The organism is Rhodopseudomonas palustris, assembly GCF_013415845.1.
GTDB lineage: Bacteria > Pseudomonadota > Alphaproteobacteria > Rhizobiales > Xanthobacteraceae > Rhodopseudomonas > Rhodopseudomonas palustris_F.
Genome location: NZ_CP058907.1, coordinates 1,962,479 through 1,979,804, shown reverse-complemented (window position 1 = coordinate 1,979,804; position 17,326 = coordinate 1,962,479). Strand labels below are relative to the sequence as shown.

Below are 17,326 nucleotides of genomic sequence, written 5' to 3'. Positions count from 1 at the left end.
GATGCCGCGCGCCCTGATCGCGCTCGGCGGCAATGTCGGCGACGTCCGCGCCACCTTCGACAAGGCGATCGCCAACATCTGTGGCATGACCCAAGCCGAACTAATCGCGCGTTCCCCGGACTACGCGACGCCGCCGTGGGGCGATGAACAGCAGGACCGCTTCGTCAATGCCTGCGTGGCGATCGAAACCGCGCTCGATCCGCACGCGCTCTTGTTCACGCTGCACAAAATCGAGAAGCGCTTCGGCCGCGACCGCGCCAACGAACGGCGCTGGGGACCGCGCACGCTCGACCTCGACCTGATCGCCTACGACGACGCGGTAATCAATCGGCCGGACCTGACGCTGCCGCATCCGCGGCTGTTCGAGCGCGCCTTCGTGCTGGTGCCGCTGCTCGACATCGTGCCGGATCCGGTGATCGCCGGCCGCTCGCTGAAAGACGCCCTCGCCGGGCTGTCGACCGCGGGGATCGAACGGCTGCCAGACCGCGACTGAGCCGCCGCTTCTGGGAATATCCCGCAACACGGTCCGCCGCAGTGCACAGGGCCCAATCTCGTCCTTATTGCCTCAAACAACTGTTTGGCATCGCCGTCCGCACGTGGCATTTTCCGGCCAAATCACGTTCCGGTATTCTGGGAGTTCGATTTCACCGATGTCTTCTGCAAACCAAGAGCTGCGGCTCGCCGCCGATTTCGCCCCGGCCGGCTATGAGGACTGGCGCAAGCTGGTCGACGGCGTGCTGAAGGGCGCACCGTTCGAGAAGCTGATCAGCAAGAGCTACGACGGCATCCAGATCGATCCGATCTACGTGCGGGCGCGCGACGCCGCACCGATCGCCGGCCGTGCTCCCGCGGCACCATGGCGGATCATGCAGCGGGTCGATCACCCCGAGCCAAAGGAAGCCAACAAGCAGGCCCTGCAGGACCTCGAAAACGGCGCCACCGGCCTGACGCTGGTGTTCGCAGGCAGCGTCGGCGCGCGCGGCTTCGGTCTGCCAGCCACGCAGGAAGCCATCGCGCAGGTGCTGGAGGGTGTCCATCTCGACGCCGGCATCGCGATCGAACTGCAGTTCCCGCCGCAATCCTGTGACGTGGTCCGCCACCTCGCCGACCTGATCAAGAGCCGCGGCACCGACCCGGCAGCCTGCGATATCCGCTTCGGCATCGATCCCCTCGGCGCGCGCGCCGTGCAGGGATCCAGCGCCACCGACTGGAGCGAGATCGCCAAGGGCCTCGGCGACGTTGCCGCCGGCCTCGCCAGCACCGGGTTCAAGGGCCCGTTCCTGGTCGCCGACGGCCGCGTGATCCACGACGCCGGCGGTTCGGAGGCGCAGGAGCTGGCTTACGTGCTCGGCTGCAGCGTCGCCTATCTGCGGGCGCTGGAGGCCGCCGGCGTGTCTCCCGAAGCCGCCCGCGGCATGATCTACGCGCGGCTGTCGGCGGACGCCGATCAATTCCTCACCCTGTCGAAGTTCCGCGCGCTGCGCCTCTTGTGGGCGCGGATCGAACAGGCCTGCGGCCTCGCGCCCAAGCCGCTGGTCGTCGCCGCCGAGACCGCGTGGCGGATGCTGACCCAGCGCGACCCTTACGTGAACATGCTGCGCGCCACGATGGCGACGTTCGCCGCCGCACTCGGCGGGGCTAACTCGGTGCAGGTGCTGCCGCACACGCTGGCGCTAGGCCTGCCAGATAGCTTCGCGCGCCGCGTCGCTCGCAACACGCAGTTGATCCTGCTGGAAGAGTCCAACCTCGACAAGGTCGCCGATCCGGCTGCCGGTGCCGGCGGCATCGAAGCGCTGACCAAGGAGCTGTGCGACGCCGCCTGGTCCCAGTTCCAGGAGATCGAGCGCGCCGGCGGCGCGCTCGCCGCGCTGCAGGCCGGGCTGATCCAGCCGAAGGTTGCGGCGATCCGCGCCGCTCGCGACAAGGCGATAGCCAAACGCCGCGACGTTCTGACCGGCGCCTCCGAGTTCCCGAACCTGCACGAGGCACAGGCCAAGGTGCTCGACGTCAAGCCAGCCGCGGTACCGCCCGCCGGTGAGGCGAAGATCAGCTTCACGGCGCTGACGCCGATCCGCGTTGCGACGCCGTTCGAGACCCTGCGCGACAAGTCCGATGCGGTGCTCGCCGCCAAGGCGTCGCGGCCCAAGGTGTTCCTCGCCAATCTCGGCACGCCGGCCGACTTCACCGCGCGCGCCACCTTTACCAAGAGCTTCTTCGAGACCGGCGGCATCGAGGCGATCGACAGCGAAGGCTTCACCGATGCGGCTGCGCTCGCCGACGCCTTCAAGGCGTCCGGTGCGGCGTTCGCGTGCCTGTGCTCGTCCGACAAGGCCTACCCGACCTATGCGGCCGCGGCCGCCCAGGCGCTGCGCGCCGCAGGCGCCAAGCGGATCTATCTGGCCGGCCGCCCCGGCGAGCAGGAGAGCGCGCTGCGCGAAGCCGGGGTGCAGGAGTTCGTGTTCGCCGGCGGCGACGCGCTGGCGACGCTCAGTGACGCCTGGAAGGGCATCGAAGCGGCATGACGGGGACCGGCAAAGCGGTGCTCTCCGGCGGCTGCCAGTGCGGCGCGATCCGCTACGCGCTGTCGGCGCCGCCGCTGAGCACGGCGCTGTGCCATTGCCGGATGTGCCAGAAGGCGACCGGGGCACCGTTCGCCTCTATGGCCGAGGTCGCCAAGGACAACTTTGCCTGGACCCGCGGCCAGCCTGCGTCGTTCCGCTCCTCCTCGGTCGCCGAGCGCGACTTCTGCAAGGATTGCGGCACCCCGCTGGGCTATCGGCTGATGTTCTGCGACAGCATCGAGATCCTGACCGGAACTTTCGATCGGCCGGACCGGGTGGTCCCGACAATGCAATACGGCACCGAAGCAAGGCTCGGTTGGACCGGCACGATCGCGAACCTGCCGAGCAAGACCACGCTGCAGAACTACGGGCCCGACAGGCTGGCACAAGTGTTCAGCTATCAGCAGCCGGACCACGATTAACCCGACGAAATGACGAGAAACGGCAGCCGTGCTACGATGGGCTGTAGTGAGATCAGATAAAAATGAGCAAGATTCCGAACTTCGCCGAGATCGCATTCCAGCCCACTGCCGCCCCTGCCCCTGCAGGTGAGGCCCAGCCGTGGCTGACGCCCGAAGGCATTCTGGTCAAGCCGGGCTACTCCGAGGCGGATGTCGCCGGCATCGATTTTCTCGACACCTGGCCGGGCGTCGCGCCGTTCCTGCGCGGCCCCTACCCGACCATGTACGTCAACCAGCCGTGGACGATCCGGCAATATGCCGGCTTCTCGACCGCTGAAGATTCCAACGCGTTCTATCGCCGCAACCTCGCCGCCGGTCAGAAGGGCCTGTCGGTGGCGTTCGACCTCGCCACTCACCGCGGCTACGACTCCGATCATCCGCGCGTCGCCGGCGACGTCGGCATGGCCGGCGTGGCGATCGACTCGATCTACGACATGCGCACGCTGTTCGCCGGCATCCCGCTCGACCAGATGAGCGTGTCGATGACCATGAACGGCGCGGTGCTGCCGATCCTGGCGCTGTACGTCGCCGCCGCCGAGGAACAGGGCGTCTCCCCGGAAAAGCTGTCGGGCACCATTCAGAACGACATTCTGAAAGAGTTCATGGTGCGCAACACCTACATCTATCCGCCGGTGCCCTCGATGCGGATCATCTCCGACATCTTCGCCTACACCTCGCAGAAGATGCCGAAGTTCAACTCGATTTCGATCTCCGGCTATCACATGCAGGAAGCCGGCGCGACGCAGGACCTCGAGCTCGCTTATACGCTCGCCGACGGCGTCGAATACGTCCGCGCCGGCATCGCGGCCGGTCTCGACGTCGACAAATTCGCGCCGCGGCTGTCGTTCTTCTGGGCGATCGGCATGAACTTCTTCATGGAAGTCGCCAAGATGCGCGCCGCGCGCCTGTTGTGGGCCAAGCTGCTGACGCAGTTCGACCCGAAGCAGCAGAAGTCGCTGAGCTTGCGCACGCACTGCCAGACCTCCGGCTGGTCTCTGACCGCGCAGGACGTGTTCAACAACGTCTCCCGGACAACTATCGAAGCGATGGCGGCCACTCAGGGCCACACCCAGTCGCTGCACACCAACGCGCTCGACGAAGCGCTGGCGCTGCCGACCGACTTCTCTGCTAGAATCGCGCGCAACACCCAGCTGTTCCTGCAGCAGGAGAGCGGCACCACAAGGATCATCGATCCGTGGGGCGGCTCGTACTATGTCGAACGGCTGACCCACGACATCGCGGTGAAGGCCTGGGCTCACATCCAGGAAGTCGAAGCGCTCGGCGGCATGGCCAAGGCGATCGAAGCCGGCGTGCCGAAGCTGCGCATCGAGGAAGCTGCCGCCAAGACCCAGGCGCGGATCGACACCGGCCGGCAGTCGGTGATCGGCGTCAACAAGTACAAGCCGACCGATGAAACTCCGATCGACGTGCTCAAGGTCGACAATTCGACCGTGCGCCGGCTGCAGATCGACAAGCTCGGCCGGCTGAAGAAGGAGCGCGTCCAGGCCGATGTTGACGCCGCGTTATTGGCGCTGACCCGCTCGGCTTCGGAAGGCAACGGCAACCTGTTGGCGCTGGCGATCGATGCGGCGCGCAAGAAAGCCACCGTCGGCGAAATCTCCGACGCGCTGGAGAAGGTCTATGGCCGGCATCGCGCCGAGATCAAGTCGATCACCGGCGTCTACAAGCGGGAGGTCGCATCGATGGCGGACCGGATGGAGAAGGTGCAAGCGCTGATCGACGCGTTCGAGGACGCCGAGGGCCGTCGCCCGCGTATCCTGGTCGCCAAGATCGGCCAGGACGGCCACGACCGCGGCCAGAAGGTGATCGCCTCGGCGTTCGCCGACATAGGCTTTGACGTCGACATCGGGCCGCTGTTCGCCACCGCCGAAGAGGCGGCGCGGCAGGCAGTGGAGAACGACGTCCACATTCTCGGCGTGTCGTCGCTGGCCGCCGCGCATCTCACCGCGGTCCCGGAACTCAAGGCCGCGCTGAAGAAGCAGGGCCGCGAGGACATCATGATCATCATCGGCGGCGTGGTCCCGCCGCAGGACTACGACGCGCTCTATAAGTCCGGCGCCGAAGCGATCTTCCCGCCCGGCACGGTGATCGCCGACGCCGCCGAGGAGCTGATCCACAAGCTGAACGCCCGCCTCGGCCATTCCAGCCAGGCGGCGGAGTAGCCGCCGACTTCGAGAGATGCCGGCTTAATTGACGAACTAGTCTAACCAGACTAGTTTGCCTGCATGAAGCAGGTCGGCATTTTCGAAGCAAAGACCCACCTGTCGAGCCTTCTCGACGAGGTTGAAAGCGGTGCCGAAGTGACAATCACGCGGCACGGAAAGCCTGTCGCACGACTGGTCCAGGCGAGTAGCGAGCTGTCAGCCGAAGCGATCGCACGACGGCGCCAGGCGATCCGCAATTTGCGCAGCTTGGCGCGCGAGCTGAAGCTGAATCCGACTCACGACGAGATTAAGAGCTGGATCAACGAGGGCCGGCGTTGATCGTAATGGACGCATCCGCCGCCCTGGCGATGTTTCTGGATGAGCGCGAGCACCTCGCCAACGATGAGGTGTTTGAAAGTTTAGCGGACCAGCAATTCGTTGTCCCGGCGCATTGGCACGCTGAAATCGGCAATGCGCTTACCACGAACGTTCGCCGCGGCCGGCTTGCTCCCGACAAGCTCGAATACGCGCTGCACAACCTGAAGATTCTCGAGGTGATCACGCAATCACCCCCCGAGCTCGACGATGTCGCCGGCACCGTTCGCAGGGCGCTGGATTCCGGGCTGACCTATTACGATGAACTGTATGTCCGGCTGGCCGAGGTCAGGAACCTGCCGCTCTTCACTTTTGACGGCCAGATGCGAAAAGCGGCGCGCCAGCGCGGCATTGAAATCCTTCCTGTGTGACGAACGAAGGCCATCTGCGATGATCGACAGACGATCCCGCACGCGCAAGGAGTCCGACCGTTGAGCTATTCGAACCTGTTCCGCATCGTGCTGGTTCTGGCCAGCATCTGCGTCCTCTCCCCCGCCGTCGCCGAGCCGGGGAAGCCGAAGCCGGACTTTGCCGTCAAGACCAAGGCGATCGACGGCACGGTGACGCTCGATGCGGCGATCAAGGCCGATGCCAAGCTCGCCGAGAACTGCCTGGCCGAGGGCAAGAAGTGGATCGCCGAGCGACGCACCGAGGCCGAGCCGGAATTCAAGAGCGACCCCGAGCTGTTCCGCAACGGCCCGTGGACCTATGAGCGCAGCTACACCACGGATTCGCTGGTCGCGGATCGCTACGTCTCGATCCTGCGCACCGATTACAGCTACACCGGGGGCGCCCATCCCAACACCGACATCGACACCATTCTGTGGGACAAGCAGCTCAGCAGGCGCATCAGCATCCGCCCGTTTTTCACCGACCTGTCCGACGGCAGCCCGGCGATGCGGGCAATGGTCGACGGCATCGTCACCGCGCTGAAGGCGGAAAAGAAGGAACGCGGCGCCGATGAAGAGGACACCGCCTACATCAAGAGCATCGAGCCGAAGCTGCTCAAGATCGGGCCGGTGACGCTGGCGCCGTCGACTACTGCGGGAAAGAGTTCGGGACTCACCTTCCACTACGCGCCTTACGCGGTCGGCGCCTATGCGGAGGGTGAATACGAGGCGTTCGTGCCGTGGACGGCGCTGAAGCCGTATCTGTCGGCCGACGGCAGTGCGATCTTCGGCGGCGATCGGCCGAAGCAGGAGCGCAAGGCCGAATAGGCGACACGGTACGCCAACGGCGGTTTAGAACAGGCCATCTGTGGCGCGTGCGGTTTCCAGTAGAACTACTCTCTCGCACGCCGAACAACGAACGCCGCTTCTGCGCAAACTCTGCTTTTTTGCGGACGATTTCCATTCGCTGCCCCGATCCGGCGCGGCGGACGGAAAGCTGTCAGCAACGTTGCGGAGTGGACGACATGACCAAGCCAGCCGGCAATTACGACGCCGTGTTATCGGCCAACAATCAGTATGCGAAGGACTTTGGCGACAAGGCCAATCTGGCGCTGCCGCCGGCGCGGCACTTCGCGATTCTGACCTGCATGGATGCCCGGCTCGATCCTGCCAAATATGCCGGCCTCGCCGAAGGCGACGCGCACGTCATCCGCAACGCCGGCGGCCGCGCCTCCGACGACGCGATCCGCTCCCTGGTGATCTCCCACAAGCTGCTCGGCACCCAGGAATGGTTCGTGATCCATCACAGCGATTGCGGGATGCAGCTGTTCACCGGCGAGGTGATCGCCGACCTGCTCGAGGACAATCTCGAGACCGCCAGCTTCGACGGCCAGCACTGGAGCAATCCAAAGCACGGCGGCGGCTCTGTCGCCGGTCATTTCGTGCACTGGCATACGTTTCAGGACAACGCCAAGAGCGTCACCGAGGACGTCGCGCGAATTCGCAGCCATCCGCTGGTGCCGAAGCACATCCCGATCTACGGCTTCATCTACGACGTGAAGACCGGCCGGCTGGACGAGGTCGCAGAGGCCAGCGCCGCCGGCAGACCTGCCACCTGAAGCGTCATCAACAGGGAGATCCGCGCGCGCTCATTCCGCGCCGGACTCCCCTCGCTCCTGGCGCCCAATCGTTGTAAACGGGCGCCATGAATTCAGCCCGACGCACCGGCGACATTGCCCATCTCGCCAGCGAGGTCCGCAGCGGCCACCGCGCCGCGCTGGCGCGCGCCATCACCCTGATCGAAAGCCGCCGAGCCGACCACCAGGCATCCGCGCGCGCGCTGGTGCAGGACCTGCTGCCCGAAACCGGCCGAGCGATCCGCGTCGGCATCACCGGCTCGCCCGGCGTCGGCAAGTCGACCACCATCGACGCGCTCGGCATGTATTTGATCGAGCAGGGCCACAAGGTCGCGGTGCTGGCGGTCGATCCGTCCTCGGCGCGCACCGGCGGCTCAATCCTCGGCGACAAGACCCGGATGGCGCGGCTATCCGCCGAGCCGGACGCCTTCATCCGTCCCTCGCCCTCCTCCGGCACACTTGGCGGCGTCGCGGCGAAGACCCGCGAGGCGATGCTGCTGTGCGAGGCCGCCGGCTTCGACGTCGTGCTGGTCGAGACCGTCGGCATCGGCCAGTCCGAAACCGCGGTCTGCGATATGACCGACTTCTTCCTGGCGCTGATGCTGCCTGGCGCTGGCGATGAGCTGCAGGGCATCAAGAAGGGCCTGGTCGAGCTTGCCGACATGATCGCCATCAACAAGGCGGACGGCGACAACATCAAGCGCGCCAATCTCGCCGCCGGCGAGTATCGCGCGGCGCTGCATATCCTCACCCCGCGCTCGCCGAACTGGCAGCCGCCGGTGAAGACCTATTCGGCGATGACCGGCACCGGCATCGCCGAGCTGTGGCAGGCGATCCTGGACCATCGCGCCGCAACCACACCGTCGGGCGAGTTCGACGCCCGTCGCCGCGAGCAGCAAGTGAAGTGGATGTGGACGCTGCTCGAGGATCGCTGGAAGGCAAAGCTGCGCAGCGACCCGGCGCTCCGCGCCAAGGTGAAATCGACCGAGGCCGCCGTTGCCGAAGGCTCGATCACGCCCACGCTCGGCGCCGATCGGGTCGCGGAGCTGATCGGGTGAGCGGCCGGCGCATCCTGATCACCGGCTTCGGGCCGTTTCCCGGTGCACCGTTCAATCCGACTCCGGCGCTGGTCGATCGCCTCGTCAAATTGCGACGGCCGGCGTTCAACGAGATCGTCCGCGTCGGGCACGTTTTCAACGTCAGCTACCGCGCGGTCGATCGCGATCTGCCGGCGCTGCTGGCACAGCATCGTCCCGACGCGCTGCTGATGTTCGGCCTTGCCGCCTCGACCCGGCACATCCGGATCGAGACCCGCGCCCGCAATGCCATCACCACGCTGTGGCCCGACGCCGACCAAGTGACGCTGCGCACCGCGTCGATCGTGCCGGGCGAGGACGCGCGGCTGTTCGGTCCGCATTGCGAAAAGCTTCTCCGCGCCGCGCGCACAACCGGGATCGACGCCCGGGCGTCGCGCGATGCCGGGCGTTATCTCTGCAACTATCTGGGCTGGCGGGCGATCGACGCGACGCGAGCGCCGGGAGGCCCGCGCCTGGCCGCTTTCGTCCACGTGCCGCTGACCGCGCGCGACGGACGCGCATGGCCGGGCAGCGCGATCACCGCCGAGCACTTGGTCGATGCCGGCGAGGCGATGCTGCTCGAGCTGGTGCGGCTGACCCGCGCCGCCTGCGGTCCGGCAGCCTGAGCCTGGTTAACCCTACCGCCAAACATCACCCATTTGGCTCGGCGCGATTGCCCGCGCCGCGGCGGATTCTGCGTTAGTTGTCGGAACGGCAGATCATCGCACAAGAGCACGCGCGCCATGGCCCTGCACCGCCGCGATTTCCTCGGCACTCTGGCAACCGCCGGCGCACTGGCGCTGACCGCCTCACCGCTCGCCGCCGCCCCCGCCTCACGCCGCGGACGCGACGCATCATTGTCCGGCGTCCGTCCCGACAGCTCCGATGACCAGACCTCAGCCCTGCAGCGCGCGATCGACGATGCCGCCGAGCGGCGCGTGCCGCTGGCACTGCCGCCCGGCAACTATCGCACCGGCACACTGCGACTCCCGTCCGGCACGCAGCTGTCCGGTGTGCGCGGCGCCACGCGGCTGATCTTCACCGGCGGGCCATCGCTATTCGACAGTCAGGGCGCCGAAACGGCGACGCTGTCCGGCCTCGTGCTCGACGGCGCCGGCATTCCGCTGCCGAGCCGACGCGGACTGGTGCATTGCATCGCCGCACAGGACCTGCGGATCGAGAATTGCATGATCACCGCCAGCGGCGGCTCAGGCATCTGGCTGGAGGCCAGCTCCGGCGCGATCGGCAACAACATGCTGACCAAGATTGCGGTGACTGGCGTCGTATCGTTCGACGCCAAGGGGCTGCGCGTCGACGGCAACACCATCATTGATACCAACGACAACGGAATCGAGATTCTGCGCACCTCGATCGGCGACGACGGCACGCTCGTCACCGGCAACCGGATCGAGAACATCAAGGCCGGTCCGGGCGGCTCGGGCCAGTACGGCAACGCCATCAACGCGTTTCGCGCCGGCAACGTGGTGATCAGCGGCAACCGCATCAAGGATTGCGATTACTCGGCAGTCCGCGGCAACTCGGCCTCGAACATTCAGATCACCGGCAACAGCGTGTTGAACGTGCGCGAGGTCGCGCTGTATTCGGAATTCGCCTTCGAAGGCGCGGTGATCAATAACAACACCGTCGACGGTGCCGCGCTCGGCGTCTCGGTGTGCAATTTCAATGAGGGCGGCCGGCTCAGCACGGTGCAGGGCAACATCATCCGCAACCTCAAGCCAAAGCGCCCGATCGGCACTGCGCCCGACGACGATGCCGGGATCGGGATCTATGTCGAAGCCGACACCGCGGTTTCGGGAAACGTGATCGAGAATGCGCCGTCATTCGGCATCGTTGCCGGCTGGGGCCGCTATCTGCGCGACGTCGCGATCACGGGCAATGTCGTGCGCAAGAGCTTCATCGGCATCGGCGTGTCGGTGGTGGACGGCGCCGGCACCGCCACGATCAGCGGCAACGTCATCGCCGAAACCCCGCGCGGCGCGGTGGTCGGTCTCGACCACGCCAGACCAGTGACGCCGGACCTGACGACGCCGGGCTCGACTCGGTTCAACCAGGTCTCGCTCGGCCACAATACCACCCGGTGACTGGGCGCCATGACGGCGTCCTCCGCGTGCACGTCTGCGTCCGTACTTCGCTGTACCTAACCGGTCGCACTGCGGGCAGTTTTTGAGGTATGCGTTCACAGAAATATAAAATTCTCATGCTCAAACGGCCGAATGGATGAGCAGAGAAAAACTCCGCGTCGGCGCGTCCTGAAGGCTGCAACCATCGAGTTCGGCGGCGGCGCAATCGACTGCAGCGTCAGGAATATCTCGGAAGCCGGCGCGGCGCTGGACGTCGTCACGCCCCTGTTCATCCCCGACCGCTTCACGCTCTACGTTCCGAGCGACCAGATCAAACGGGCCAGCCGCGTCATCTGGCGAAAAGAGAAACGGATCGGCGTTTCATTCGACTGAGCAAGCGGGGAACGAACCTGGCAAGCCAGGTCCGTCGACTCTCGGTCGAAGCCCGTCGCGAGGTACGCGTCACTCGCGGCGGCGAATGAGATCAAACCGAGCGGCAGGCGTCCGCGCAGGACTTACAGGCGTCCGCGCAGGCCTTGCAAGTGGCGTGATGATCGGCGTGCTTGCGGCACTCCTTTTCGCAGTCTTCGCACACCGCCAGCGCCACCTTGGCCATCGCCGGCAGGTTCGGCGAACCGAGGGATGCGAGCTTCTGCAGCGTGGCGCAGACCGACAGCATCTGGTCGACCGATTTGGCGCAGGCCGCGAGCGAGGTATCGCCGGCCGCGAACGACTGCAGGCAATGCGCGATGCAGGCCTGTCCGGTCTTGACGCAATCGGACGCGGTCTCGATCAGCTTGGCGTTGGCCGGCGCAGCGCCGGCTGCCGCGGCATGCATGTGGGCGCTGTGGTCCTCGGCGGCGAGCGCGGGCGAAGCGACAAAGATCGCGGCACCGAGAACGGTCAGAAGATTGCGGCGGTCGAGCATGATGAAATCCCCCTGCGTGGAGTTCGAATCTCTACTCCACCCGGATGAAAATACAATCACGCCAACGCCCGCCTGATTGTAGTCGATTATTCTCCATCGTCGTCATGCCCGGCTTCCAGGCCGGCGAATGGGGCCGCTGCCAGAATCGGAAGCGGCCCCACACGCAATCAGAACGACACGGTCAGGCGAGTGCTGAACGAGCGCCCCATGCCGGGCACGCCATAGCCCCAGATCGGCGACGAACCGCCCATCATCGAGGCCGCGCGGAAGTCGACAAGGTCGGCCCCGCCGAGGGGCAGGTAGTAGAACTTGTCGAACACGTTATCGACGCCGACATCGAGCCGCACGTTCTCCCAGCGATAGCCGGTGCGGAGGTTCAGCAGCGCGTAGGCCGAGGTCGAGGTCTCGTTGTGCACCTGGCTGACCTGGGTCTTGGCGCCGACCAGTTGCAGTTCGATGCCGTTGACCCAGCCGCCGAGCTCGTGATCGAGCCCGAGCTTCGCGTTGACCGGCATCACGTGATACAAGTTGATGCCGTCGGTGCGCTGGCCATGCACGTAGGCGAACTGCCCGCGCAGCACGCCTCGGCCGTAAGCCGAACTGTCCCACGCCGTCAGCCGGCCGTCGAGATTGACGCCGTAGAGTTCGGCGTCGTGGTTGGCGAACTGCAGGAACACGAAGGCGTTGGTCTTGGTCAGGTTCGCCGCATTGCAGGTCGAGCTGCCCGCGACGAAGCAGCGGTTCACGTCGATATAGTCCTGCACGTAGCTGTAATACGGCGTGACGCGCACCTCCCACAGCTTCTGCGCCGGATCGTGCCAAGCCGCGGTGAAGCTCACCGTGTGGGCCTTCTCCGGGTTGAGATCGACGTTGCCGACATAGCCGTTGCCGTCGCCGAACCAGCCGATCATCTTCATCGCCATCGCGGTGTTCGACCAGGTGTAGCGTTCGTACAGATTGGGCGAGCGGGTCTTACGGGCGAAGCCGAGCTCGAACTGGCTGATCGCGTTGGGCTCGTAGCGGATCAGCGCCGAGCCGTCGAAATTGACGTCGGTGCGATCGCGATCACGCCCATTGAAGCGCGCCGCATCGGCGGCGTACATCGAGCTGTAGCCCTGGACATTGCCGGTGCCCATCCACACCACATCGTTGCGCAGGCCGAACAGCGTCGTCCATTCCCGGTTCCAGTGACGCTCCCACTCGACGAAGGTGCCGAGCCGGGTGCGGCGGCCGTCGTTGATGTTGATGAAGGTGTTGGGCGACATCATCATGCCGGAGCCCGGCACCGGATCCCACCAATCGTCGAGCCGATACGCGTGTGTCTCGTTGCCGATACGGATCAGATCGTGGTCGGAGGCGATCACCGACGCCTTGATATTATAGCCGAGGTCGGTGCCGCGGGTGTCCATCGGCATGTTGCTGACCTTGTCGGGCGCAATGAAGCCCATAGTGTGCCGGATGCGGTGATAGAACGCGGACGTCTCCAGCTTGCCCCAGTCGAACACGCCGTCGTAGCGGCCGTTGACGAACATCGACCGGTTCTCGACCATGTCCATGTACTGGTTGACGTAGCCCTGATACGGGATGAACTGGCCGCCGACCTGCAGCGTGAACAGATTGCCGGCGCTCTGCCGCGAGATGCTGACGGCGTGGTTCTGCACCTCCCACAGCGTCGACTTCACCGTCATGCCGTTGCCGGCCTTGTAGTTGCCGGAGCGGGCCCAGCCACCGGTGTAGGTGACGCTGGTGTCCTGATTGGCAATCGTGGCGCGCGCATCGACGCCGTAGGCGTTGCCGTTGCTGCGATAGAAGCCCGAGACCGTCGCGGTGGTCAGCAGGCTCGGCCCGGTCGCGAACTGCGGCGGCGCGGTGGTGACGTCGATCTTGCCGCCGATGTAGTCGCCGCCGACACTGACCGGCGCGACGCCGAGATAGGCGCGCATGCTGGCGATCATCTGCGGATTGACGAAGGACAGCGGCGGATTCATCTCGTTCGGGCACGCCGGGCTGATCAGCATCGAGTTGATGGCCACCTGCACGCGGTCGGCGCCGACACCGTTCAGCGCCGGCAGGCTGGACACCCCGCCAGCACCCCACACTGCGCCGCCAGGAATGTCGGTGATCAGCGAGGCGCTGTCGCTGGTGCCGAGGCTGCGGGCCACCACCGCCGAGCCCGGCAGCGTCGTGGCGGAGGCCGAAATCGGCTCGGACGACGGCGCGGCAGGTGGCGGTGACACCGCAGCGTCGCGGATAACCGGGCCGCGCTGCGGCGACGGCGTGGTGGCGCGAACGCGCGGTTTGGCGCGCGGCCTGGTGGGCTCGACCACGATGGTCGACAGATTGCTCGCAGTTTGTGCCGAAGCCGGTGCCGATGACAGCGAGGCGGCCGAGAATGCAACGGCCGCGAGTGGCAGCGACAGCAGCGAGGTGGACAGCAATAGCGACCGGCGCAAGCCGGCGGACAAGACGGATGACATAACGAAACTCACGGAAGATCGAGCGCGCACAGCATCTGGCTGGCGCAGGACATCTGGCGCCGTGCGCTGCAACGAGCAGACGCAACGGGGACAGCAGCGAAACGGCAAGGCATCACCGTCGCGCGGCCAGCGCGCGATCAGCGAGCGGTGCGGTTACGCAAGCTCCGGAGGTCCGCGAGCGGAGTGTGAGGAGACCGGGGCACTGCGCGGAGCAGCCTCGGTCAGCGGCCAGCGCTGAGCGAGCCAAGCCCAGGTCAGGCTCGGCGCCGCGGTGACGACCAGCGACGGCGGCGGCAGGCTGCAGACCAGGACGCAGGCGATGCACTTGAAGTGCACCACCACCCGATCCTGCGAGTCGGCGGGCGCGGAGGTGTCGATCGAGTGGCAGATGCCGGCGCCGCTGAGAACGTCGAGCGATGCGGCACTGGCGGGCGGCACCACCGACAGCACGATCTGCAGCAGCAGCGCGAACGTGACCAGCCAACTGGTCGACATCCGCAGCGCCGACGAAAACCAATCTGAATTGTTGTGTGCAGCAAGCGATCGGCTTGGGCGGCGCGCATGCGCGGCCGACGCCATCCCCATCACTCCGTTCCGCAACGCCCCCAGCACACGCGTCCCCAGTCTGTGCGGAGCCAAATAATCACAGCGTCAGAGGTGCAACAATCCGGCGTGGTGGCGAGATACCTCGACTCATGACATTTGGAATAGATGTCACTTTTAGAACACAGGTCGCATCAACGCGCGCGCCCGGGACAAGGCCCGGGCGCACGTTAGTTGCAAGTTATTTGCGATGAAGCGAGGGGTTACGCCGCCCGCACCGTTTCCATGAAGCGATCGACCTCGTCCTTCAGGCGCGTGCTGTCGCGCGACAGCGACTGTGCGGCGGACAGCACTTGCGACGAGGCCGAGCCGGTCTCGGTCGCACCGCGCTGGACGTCGGCAATGTTGGACGAGACCTCGTGGGTGCCGCGCGCAGCCTGCTGCACGTTGCGCGAGATCTCCTGCGTCGCAGCGCCCTGCTCTTCCACCGCGGACGCGATCGTCGAGGCGATCTCCGACATCCGCTCGATGGTGCCGCCGATCTCGCGGATCGCACCGACCGACTCCTGCGTCGCCGATTGCATGCTGCCGATCTGGGAGCTGATCTCCCCGGTCGCCTTTCCGGTCTGTTCGGCGAGCGCCTTCACTTCCTGTGCCACCACCGCGAAACCGCGACCGGCATCGCCCGCGCGCGCCGCCTCGATCGTCGCGTTGAGCGCAAGCAGATTGGTCTGGCCGGCGATGGTGTTGATCAGATCGACCACGTCGCCGATCCGGTTCGCCGCCTGCGCGAGCGTACCGATCCGGTCGTTGGTCTTGCGCGCCTGCTCCACGGCTTCGTTGGCGATCCGGGCCGCTTCCTGCACCTGACGGCTGATCTCGGTGATCGAGGACGCCATCTCTTCGGTGGCCGACGCCACCGACTGCACATTGGCGGAGGCCTGCTCGGAAGCCGCGGCGACCGAGCCGGCGAGCATCTGCGAGTGTTCGGCGGTGGTCGTCAGCGTACCGGCCGAAGCTTCGAGTTCGGTCGAAGCAGAGGTCACAGTGTCGATGATCTCGCCGACCGCGCCTTCGAAGTGATCGGCGAGGCGCTGCATCTCCGCCTTGTGCTCAGCAGCGACACGACGCTCAGCTTCCTCCTGCTCGGCCTTCAGCCGGTCGAATTCGATCGAATGGTTGCGGAACACTTCGACCGTGCAGGCCATCAGGCCGATTTCGTCCAAGCGGCCGGAGCCGACGATCTCGACATTGGTGTTGCCGGCGGCGAGCTCCTTCATCACTCCGGACATCGCCACGATCGGACGGGACACCGCACGACCGATCAGCCAGGCGAGCACCAAACCAATCGCCATTGCACCGAGAGTGATGAATACGATCTGGTTCTGGGTCTCGCCGATCAGCGTTTCGGTCTGATGGCCGATCTGCTTCGATTCAGCGACGCCGGACTGCTTGATCGCGGCTGCGTCGCCCGCGAGCGACTCGGCGACCTTGGTCATCGACCCGATGGTCGCGTCGATGTCGTTGACGTCGCGCACCGACTGCTGGAAGCCGTCCGCGTAGATCGCAAGATCCGCCTCGATCGCGGCCAACTGCTTGCGCTCAGCGTCTCCGGTCAGCGCGGTCTTCATCGTCGACAGCGACGTCCGGAAATCAGCCAGCGCCTTTTCGGCACTCGCCTGCGCGGCCTTCTCGAGGCGGATACCCAGCACCTTGGCGGCGCCGAGACGCAGTAACAGGAACTGCTTCAACGACTGCGCCACCAGGAGCGCCTGATCGCTGTTGCCGTCACCGCTCATGGTGGAGGACTGCAGTTGCTCGAGCTTGCTGACGATCCGCTGTCCGACCGGCCCCAGCACGGTCAGCGACAGACGGTTCTGATCCTGGCGTAGCTTGGTTAGGCTATCGAACTGGCCGACATACGAATCGACCTTGTTGCTGAGGTCGGCCATCGCGGCGTGACGGCTGGACCCGTGAATCTGCTGCAGCGACTGCTTGATGTGATCCTGTAGCTCGGTGCGGCGTTTGGTGGCTTCGGCGATCAGGAAGTCTTCGCCGGTGAGGCTGTATTCGCGCACGGTGCGGCGAAACGAATTGAAATCCTGTTCGACGTCGCGCACGGCGTCGACGACTCCGACCCGCTGATCGAACTTGGCGAACGCATCACCGACCTTGCCGAAGCTGGAATAATTGAGGACGGCCAGGACGGCCATCAGCACTTGCACGGCGGCGAAGCCGATGGCGATTTTCACCCCGATCTTGCGGTTGGTGAAGAACGAAAACAGGCCCGCAGAACTGTGCGGGACAGGCGACGATTGAGCACTAGGCATGATCTCTTTCCCGACGAGGCCGCGCGAAAGCGTGGCTGCACTCAGCGCATGAAAGAGAGATCCGCAGCACGTCAGGGACGCGCACGTCGCCGCGAATCCCCCTGCTGATTTCATCTTATGGGCGAATCCAGAACCGGTTCGCACGCAATAAGTGCGCGGAAATTCGTTCCAATCCGTTAAATATCAGCGGCGCAATTCGGCGCTCATTGGCGCCAGTTTGCGCCCATCACCAGATTGGCGATCGCTTCTGAGCTTGATCGGCATCAAACACGGCCACAAAGCCGAAGTAACTGTTGATGTTAG

General features: G+C 65.5%; 16 protein-coding genes. 12 read left to right on the top strand and 4 right to left on the bottom strand.

Annotated features, from left to right (window positions below; genetic code table 11):
- Position 1: 1 nt before the first annotated feature.
- The 12 genes from folK (at position 2) to HZF03_RS09010 (ending at position 11,138) form a co-directional block, all read left to right on the top strand.
- On the top strand, positions 2-493 hold the full coding sequence (gene folK / locus HZF03_RS09065; RefSeq protein ID WP_119018402.1) for a 2-amino-4-hydroxy-6-hydroxymethyldihydropteridine diphosphokinase: 492 nt from the start codon (positions 2-4) through the stop codon (positions 491-493).
- A gap of 157 nt (positions 494-650) precedes the next feature.
- Positions 651-2,522, top strand: a complete 1,872-nt coding sequence (locus tag HZF03_RS09060) for a methylmalonyl-CoA mutase subunit beta (RefSeq protein WP_119018401.1) — start codon at positions 651-653, stop codon at positions 2,520-2,522.
- The gene (locus HZF03_RS09055; RefSeq protein WP_011157342.1) at positions 2,519-2,983 is read left to right on the top strand and encodes a GFA family protein; all 465 of its coding nucleotides are present in this window, start codon (positions 2,519-2,521) and stop codon (positions 2,981-2,983) included. The genes HZF03_RS09060 and HZF03_RS09055 overlap by 4 nt, the downstream gene beginning before the upstream one ends.
- 62 nt (positions 2,984-3,045) lie before the next feature.
- On the top strand, positions 3,046-5,205 hold the full coding sequence (gene scpA, locus HZF03_RS09050) for a methylmalonyl-CoA mutase (protein ID WP_012495379.1): 2,160 nt from the start codon (positions 3,046-3,048) through the stop codon (positions 5,203-5,205).
- Positions 5,206-5,268: 63 nt separating this feature from the next.
- Positions 5,269-5,526 carry a type II toxin-antitoxin system Phd/YefM family antitoxin gene (locus HZF03_RS09045; protein WP_119018400.1) on the top strand — a complete coding sequence of 86 codons (258 nt, stop codon included), beginning with the start codon at positions 5,269-5,271 and terminating at the stop codon, positions 5,524-5,526.
- Between the two features lie 5 nt (positions 5,527-5,531).
- Positions 5,532-5,933 (top strand): type II toxin-antitoxin system VapC family toxin, encoded by a 402-nt coding sequence (locus HZF03_RS09040; RefSeq protein WP_234832228.1) that lies wholly within the window; start codon positions 5,532-5,534, stop codon positions 5,931-5,933.
- Between the two features lie 60 nt (positions 5,934-5,993).
- Positions 5,994-6,779 (top strand): DUF3298 and DUF4163 domain-containing protein, encoded by a 786-nt coding sequence (locus tag HZF03_RS09035; RefSeq protein ID WP_119018398.1) that lies wholly within the window; start codon positions 5,994-5,996, stop codon positions 6,777-6,779.
- Positions 6,780-6,976: 197 nt separating this feature from the next.
- The gene (locus HZF03_RS09030) at positions 6,977-7,570 is read left to right on the top strand and encodes a beta-class carbonic anhydrase (RefSeq protein ID WP_119018397.1); all 594 of its coding nucleotides are present in this window, start codon (positions 6,977-6,979) and stop codon (positions 7,568-7,570) included.
- 86 nt (positions 7,571-7,656) lie between these two features.
- Positions 7,657-8,646 (top strand): methylmalonyl Co-A mutase-associated GTPase MeaB, encoded by a 990-nt coding sequence (gene meaB / locus HZF03_RS09025; protein WP_119018396.1) that lies wholly within the window; start codon positions 7,657-7,659, stop codon positions 8,644-8,646.
- Positions 8,643-9,290: a pyroglutamyl-peptidase I gene (locus HZF03_RS09020; RefSeq protein ID WP_119018395.1), complete on the top strand. Its 648-nt coding sequence runs from the start codon at positions 8,643-8,645 to the stop codon at positions 9,288-9,290. Before meaB ends, HZF03_RS09020 begins: the two co-directional genes overlap by 4 nt.
- A 117-nt stretch (positions 9,291-9,407) precedes the next feature.
- Positions 9,408-10,766 (top strand): TIGR03808 family TAT-translocated repetitive protein, encoded by a 1,359-nt coding sequence (locus HZF03_RS09015; protein WP_119018394.1) that lies wholly within the window; start codon positions 9,408-9,410, stop codon positions 10,764-10,766.
- 132 nt (positions 10,767-10,898) lie between these two features.
- Positions 10,899-11,138: a PilZ domain-containing protein gene (locus tag HZF03_RS09010; RefSeq protein WP_011157331.1), complete on the top strand. Its 240-nt coding sequence runs from the start codon at positions 10,899-10,901 to the stop codon at positions 11,136-11,138.
- A 91-nt stretch (positions 11,139-11,229) separates the two neighbouring features.
- Here HZF03_RS09010 and HZF03_RS09005 read toward each other — a convergent pair whose 3' ends face one another.
- From HZF03_RS09005 to HZF03_RS08990, 4 genes are all read right to left on the bottom strand, one after another.
- Complete coding sequence (locus HZF03_RS09005) at positions 11,230-11,673, bottom strand: four-helix bundle copper-binding protein (protein WP_012495376.1); 444 nt, start codon at positions 11,671-11,673, stop codon at positions 11,230-11,232.
- A gap of 167 nt (positions 11,674-11,840) precedes the next feature.
- A complete protein-coding gene (locus tag HZF03_RS09000; protein ID WP_119018392.1) occupies positions 11,841-14,150 on the bottom strand; it encodes a TonB-dependent receptor in 2,310 nt (769 codons plus the stop codon).
- A 153-nt stretch (positions 14,151-14,303) separates the two neighbouring features.
- Positions 14,304-14,645, bottom strand: coding sequence for a DUF2946 family protein (locus HZF03_RS08995; protein ID WP_119018441.1), 342 nt, complete (start codon positions 14,643-14,645; stop codon positions 14,304-14,306).
- Between the two features lie 311 nt (positions 14,646-14,956).
- On the bottom strand, positions 14,957-17,023 hold the full coding sequence (locus tag HZF03_RS08990; protein ID WP_119018391.1) for a HAMP domain-containing methyl-accepting chemotaxis protein: 2,067 nt from the start codon (positions 17,021-17,023) through the stop codon (positions 14,957-14,959).
- Positions 17,024-17,326: the final 303 nt, after the last annotated feature.